The sequence below is a fragment of the Symbiopectobacterium sp. genome (assembly GCF_051710365.1).
Taxonomy (GTDB): Bacteria; Pseudomonadota; Gammaproteobacteria; order Enterobacterales; family Enterobacteriaceae; genus Symbiopectobacterium.
Genome location: NZ_JBPETA010000178.1, coordinates 1 through 6,137, shown reverse-complemented (window position 1 = coordinate 6,137; position 6,137 = coordinate 1). Strand labels below are relative to the sequence as shown.

Below are 6,137 nucleotides of genomic sequence, written 5' to 3'. Positions count from 1 at the left end.
CGCTGGATGTGGAGCAAATCCGTCACCACCTTGAGCAAGTGCTGCAAGCCGAAGCGATTGCGACCGAACCGCGCGCCTTGCAACTGCTGGCGCGTGCGGCAGAGGGCAGCCTGCGTGATGCGCTGAGCCTGACCGATCAGGCGATTGCCATGGGGCAGTGCTCGGTGTTGACCGATGCGGTCGCGCGCATGCTGGGCACGTTGGATGATGAACAGCCGCTGGCGCTGATTGAAGCTATCGTCAATGCCAACGGAGAACAGACTATGGCGTTGCTTCAGCAGGCGGCGTCGCGTGGCGTTGAGTGGGAAGCGCTGTTAGTTGAGATGTTGACGCTATTGCATCGTATTGCGATGGTACAGTTGTTGCCTACGGCGCTCGGGCCGGAAGATTCCCCCATTGCGTCGCGCTTGCGCGATCTGGCCCGCACCGTACCGCCTGCCGATGTGCAGCTCTACTATCAGACGTTGCTGGTGGGACGAAAAGAATTATCCTATGCGCCAGACCGGCGTATGGGCGTTGAAATGACGCTGCTCAGAGCGTTGGCGTTTCACCCGCAGGCTGTGATTGCACCTGTGGCAACCGTGCCAGTGGTGGCGAGTGCGCCTGCCGCACCTCAGGCGCACATTGCACCAGCGCGCCAGGCGACGACGCCTAGTGCACCGCCATCTCCTGTCGCCGCGCCGTCATCGCCGGTAGCGGTGCCAGAGGAGCCTGTTGCACAGGCCGCGCCGCTGCCGGACACCACTTCGCAACTGTTGCAAGCGCGCAGCCAGTTGTTGCAGCGACAGGGTACGCCGCCACCAAAAAAGTCTGAGCCGGCAGCGCAGGAAGGCGCTCGGCCGGGCACGGCGGTATCGGCGCTGGAACGCCTGGCCTCGGTGACGGAACGTAGTCAGCAGCGTCAGACGGCTGACAAGAACGGCGAGGCGCAGAAAAAGCCTGAGGTGTACCGCTGGCGCGCGCAGCAACAGCAGACCACTGTGGCAGAAACCACCGCCACGCCTAAAGAGTTGCGCACGGTACTGGAGTACGAGAAAAAGCCGGAATTAGCGGCTAAATTGACGGAAGAAGCGCAAGCGCGCGATGCCTGGGCGGCAGAGGTTCAACGTTTACCGCTACCGAAACTGGTTCAGCAACTGGCGCTTAACGCGTTTAAAGTCGACACGGATAACGAAACCGTGACGCTGCATTTACGTTCATCGCAGCGTCACTTGAATTCACCGTCGGCACAAAAAACGCTGATGGATGCATTGGCAGCACATTATGGAAAGCCTATCACCTTGGTGGTGGTAGAGGATGACGATCCCAGTACGTTAACACCGCTGGAGTGGCGTCAGACGATTTATGAAGAGAAACTGGCGCAGGCGCGCGAGTCTCTGATGACCGACAAAACGATTCAAACGCTGCGGCGTTTCTTTGATGCGGAACTGGACGAAGAGAGTATCCGCCCTGTTTAACCGCTGCAATTCTTGCAGCCATGCAATAGAGAGAAGCATATGTTTGGTAAAGGTGGTTTGGGCAATCTGATGAAGCAGGCCCAGCAGATGCAAGACAAAATGCAGAAAATGCAGGAAGAGATTGCCAACCTGGAAGTGACCGGTGAATCAGGCGCAGGCTTGGTCAAAGTCACCATCAACGGTGCACACAACTGCCGCCGTGTCGAAATCGATCCCAGCCTGCTGGAAGATGATAAAGAGATGCTGGAAGACCTGATCGCTGCCGCATTCAACGATGCCGCGCGCCGTATCGACGAAACTCAGAAAGAGAAAATGGCGTCAGTTTCCAGCGGTATGCAGTTGCCGCCGGGCTTCAAGATGCCGTTCTGATGCAAACCAGTCCGCTCCTTGAATCATTGGTGAAGGCGCTGCGCTGCTTGCCTGGCGTGGGGCCGAAATCAGCACAGCGCATGGCGTTTCAATTGCTGCAACGCGATCGCAGCGGCGGTATGTGTTTGGCGCAGGCCCTGACGCGCGCCATGTCTGAAATCGGTCACTGTGTGGATTGCCGCACCTTTACCGAGCAGGAACGCTGCGCGATCTGTGCCAATCCGCGTCGTCAGCAAACGGGCCAGATTTGCGTGGTGGAAAGCCCCGCAGATATCCACGCCATTGAGCAGACTGGACAGTTTGCCGGCCGTTACTTTGTGTTGATGGGGCACCTGTCGCCGTTGGACGGCATCGTGCCGGATGATATCGGGCTCGATCTGCTGGAACAACGCTTAGGGCAGGAAAACCTGACAGAAGTGATTCTTGCCACCAATCCGACGGTGGAAGGCGATGCGACTGCCAACTACATTGCTGAGCTGTGTGCCCAGCACGGCGTGGTGGCGAGCCGTATTGCGCACGGCGTGCCGGTCGGCGGTGAGTTGGAAATGGTCGATGGCACCACGCTGTCCCATTCGCTGGCGGGGCGTCATCCCATCCGCTTGTAGCGGCTGCGCTGCATTTTCCCTGGCGTGGTGTTGTCTTCACCTGACGCCGCGCTGGGGATAAATTGTTTTTTGCTCTTGAAAATCCTTCTCCTTATCCCCACCTTTTGCCTACTGGCCGGAAATACCGGCACCATTCCCACACCCGCTACAGGGATTGAACATTATCAGCCTGACTAACTATTAGGATTGAGGTAAGTGACAATGAGCATGAAGGGCCAAGAAACGCGCGGTTTTCAATCTGAAGTGAAGCAATTGCTACATTTGATGATCCATTCACTTTATTCCAATAAAGAAATTTTCCTGCGTGAATTGATCTCCAACACCTCTGATGCGGCAGACAAGTTACGTTTTCGCGCCTTATCTTCGCCAGCGCTCTATGAAGGGGATGGAGAACTGCGCGTGCGCGTTTCCACCAATAAAGAGCAACGTACCCTGACCATCGCGGACAACGGCATTGGGATGGGCCGCAATGAAGTTATCGATAATCTGGGCACCATTGCCAAATCGGGTACCAAAGCGTTTTTGGAATCTATCGGCTCCGACCAAGCCAAAGACAGCCAGCTCATCGGTCAATTCGGTGTGGGCTTCTACTCTGCGTTTATCGTTGCGGATAAAGTGACCGTGCGTACCCGTGCGGCGGGCGCGGCGGCAGAAGAGGGTGTGTTCTGGGAATCGGCGGGTGAAGGTGAGTACACTGTGGCGGATGTGGTCAAGGCCGATCGCGGTACCGAGATCACCCTGCACCTGCGTGAAGGGGAAGATGAGTTCCTTGATGAGTGGCGCGTGCGTTCCATTATCGGTAAATACTCCGATCACATCGCGCTGCCGGTGGAAATTGAAACCCATACGCCGAGCGAAGAAGAGGGCGGCGAGCCGACGGTCACCTGGGAAAAGGTCAACAAGGCACAGGCGCTGTGGACGCGCAATAAAGCGGATGTGACCGAAGATGAATACAAAGAATTCTACAAGCACATTGCTCACAATTTCAGCGATCCGCTGAGCTGGAGCCATAACCGTGTGGAAGGGAAGCAGGAGTACACCAGCCTGCTCTACATCCCTTCTCAGGCACCTTGGGACATGTGGAACCGCGATCATAAACATGGCCTGAAACTCTATGTTCAGCGCGTGTTTATCATGGATGACGCGGAGCAGTTCATGCCGAACTACCTGCGCTTTGTGCGTGGCTTGATTGACTCCAACGATCTGCCGCTTAACGTCTCTCGTGAAATCCTGCAAGACAGCCGTGTTACCCAGAATCTGCGCAATGCGCTGACCAAACGCGTGTTGCAGATGCTGGAAAAACTGGCAAAAGACGACGCCGAAAAATACCAAACCTTCTGGCTACAGTTTGGCCTGGTGCTGAAAGAAGGGCCTGCTGAAGATGGTGGCAATCGTGAAGCCATTGCCAAACTGTTGCGCTTCGCTTCCACCCACGGCGACAGCTCTGCTCCGACGGTATCGCTGGAAGAGTATGTCAGCCGTATGGTCGAAGGGCAGGAGAAGATTTACTACATCACTGCCGACAGTTATGCCGCTGCGAAGAGCAGCCCGCATCTGGAGCTGTTCCGCAAGAAAGGCATCGAAGTGCTGCTGCTTTCTGACCGCGTCGATGAGTGGATGATGAGCTATCTGACCGAGTTTGACGGTAAGTCCTTCCAGTCCGTCAGCAAAGCAGATGAAGCGCTGGACAAGCTGGCGGATGATGCCAGTGATGACGAAGCGCGCAAAGAAGCGGAAAAATCCCTGGAGCCGTTTGTTGAGCGTGTGAAAACGCTGCTGGGTGAACGCGTCAAAGAGGTGCGCCTGACGCATCGCCTGACCGATACGCCTGCCATCGTCACCACCGATGCCAATGACATGAGCACGCAGATGGCGAAGCTGTTTGCCGCCGCTGGGCAGAATGCGCCGGAAGTGAAATATATCTTTGAACTCAACCCGGAGCATGCGTTGGTGAAACGGGCTGCAAATACCGGCGATGACGTGCAGTTTGGCGAGTGGGTTGAACTGCTGCTGGAACAGGCGCTGCTGGCTGAACGCGGCACGCTGGAAGATCCTAACCAGTTTATCCGTCGTATGAACCAGCTGCTGAGTGCATAACCGCTCACACTTTTCCGAAAACCCGGTTTTTAACCGGGTTTTTTTTCGCTTTGTGACACGCTAAAGCGAGCCCGTTCCTTGAGGATAAGCCTCTGGAATGGTATGGTTGAGCGTTTTCAAATTTATTTTAAAAAATCTACATAGCAAGGGGATTTACGCAATGCGTATTATTCTGCTGGGCGCTCCGGGCGCAGGCAAAGGCACTCAAGCACAATTCATTATGGAAAAGTATGGCATTCCGCAAATTTCCACGGGTGATATGTTGCGTGCGGCGGTGAAAGCCGGGACCGAACTGGGCAAACAGGCCAAAGAAATCATGGACGCAGGCAAACTGGTCACGGATGAATTGGTTATTGCCTTGGTGAAAGAGCGTATCGCCCAGGATGATTGCCGTAACGGTTTCCTGCTGGATGGTTTTCCTCGCACCATTCCGCAAGCGGATGCCATGAAAGATGCTGGCATTCAGGTTGATAATGTTATTGAGTTCGCCGTGCCTGACGAACTGATTGTCGATCGCATTATTGGCCGTCGCGTGCATGCTGCATCAGGTCGTGTTTACCATGTTAAGTACAACCCGCCAAAGGTTGAAGGTAAAGACGATGTCACGGGTGAGGAACTGACCATCCGTAAAGACGATCATGAAGATACCGTGCGTAAACGTCTGGTGGAATATCATCAGCAAACTGCGCCGTTGGTGGACTACTACCAGAAAGAAGCCAAGGCAGGCAATATCCGCTACCACAAAGTAGACGGAACCCGTCAGGTAGTACAAGTGCGCGCTGAGTTGGAATCCATCTTGGGTTAACCTATCGCAGCGTTGCCTGAAAATGCCGGTACAATGTGACCGGCTTTTTTATGCTTGAGTGCACGGTATCCGGCGCGATTATTCAACACTGAAGCGTATCATCTACTCCGGTTTATCTTTTTCGCATTGTAACGGATACGCACTTAGTGGGTTTTTTCGGGTAGATGACTGGGATTCACCGTTGGTTTTCGTTGCTATTTTATAAAACAGCACTTTCGCGGTCGGATTCTCATTTAATAACGTATTGACCTTATCATAATTTCTATCCGCATCGTTTTTGTTCCCGTTTTTGATGTGATACGCATAGAAAAGGGAATATAGCACACTGCTTTTTAAGTCAATGTAGTTTTTATCAATGCCTTTGCTGTCGATGTAAAAGTTATCGACTCGCTCTTCGTAGCCTAGGATGGTTTGAAACTGGTTTTTTTGCTTTCCGGGATTTTACTGTGCGATTTGATCAAATCAAAATAGTAATACCACAGTACGGGAGATGGGTTCTTTATCAAAACCTCGTTCATGTATTTGTTGGTGATATCCATTTGATCTTTTTGCGGCAGTGTGGCAATCACCTCAAGGAGAAAGTCAATAAAGGTAAGGTTTCTTTCTTGTTTATTACCTATTTCCCAATAGTTGTAGTTTTTGATGATGTAGCTGTTGTTAAAATCATTTTCATCATGGAAAGGGCTTTGTTGAATAAATCAGAACTTGTAACGACTGTGCCCCATCGGGTCGATTGTTACGTGATGCGAATACTGTTCGGCATTCCTAATAGCGTGATCCGGTTAAGCGCTTTGACCATCGCCA

At 53.3% G+C, this 6,137-nt stretch carries 6 protein-coding genes; all 6 read left to right on the top strand.

Annotation, left to right across the window (positions count from 1 at the left end; all coding sequences use genetic code 11):
- Window positions 1-1,457: DNA polymerase III subunit gamma/tau C-terminal domain-containing protein (locus ACTBDZ_RS14005; protein WP_438815772.1), on the top strand; the 1,457-nt coding region annotated here is incomplete at its 5' end.
- A gap of 39 nt (window positions 1,458-1,496) precedes the next feature.
- Window positions 1,497-1,826, top strand: a complete 330-nt coding sequence (locus ACTBDZ_RS14000) for a YbaB/EbfC family nucleoid-associated protein (protein WP_438815771.1) — start codon at window positions 1,497-1,499, stop codon at window positions 1,824-1,826.
- Window positions 1,826-2,431 (top strand): recombination mediator RecR, encoded by a 606-nt coding sequence (gene recR / locus ACTBDZ_RS13995; RefSeq protein ID WP_438815770.1) that lies wholly within the window; start codon window positions 1,826-1,828, stop codon window positions 2,429-2,431. The genes ACTBDZ_RS14000 and recR overlap by 1 nt, the downstream gene beginning before the upstream one ends.
- Before the next feature lie 207 nt (window positions 2,432-2,638).
- Complete coding sequence (gene htpG / locus ACTBDZ_RS13990; protein WP_438815773.1) at window positions 2,639-4,528, top strand: molecular chaperone HtpG; 1,890 nt, start codon at window positions 2,639-2,641, stop codon at window positions 4,526-4,528.
- Window positions 4,529-4,688: 160 nt separating this feature from the next.
- The gene (gene adk, locus ACTBDZ_RS13985; RefSeq protein ID WP_438815769.1) at window positions 4,689-5,333 is read left to right on the top strand and encodes an adenylate kinase; all 645 of its coding nucleotides are present in this window, start codon (window positions 4,689-4,691) and stop codon (window positions 5,331-5,333) included.
- A 446-nt stretch (window positions 5,334-5,779) separates the two neighbouring features.
- A partial coding sequence (locus tag ACTBDZ_RS13980) for a hypothetical protein (RefSeq protein WP_438815768.1) occupies window positions 5,780-6,137 on the top strand: 358 nt, incomplete at its 3' end.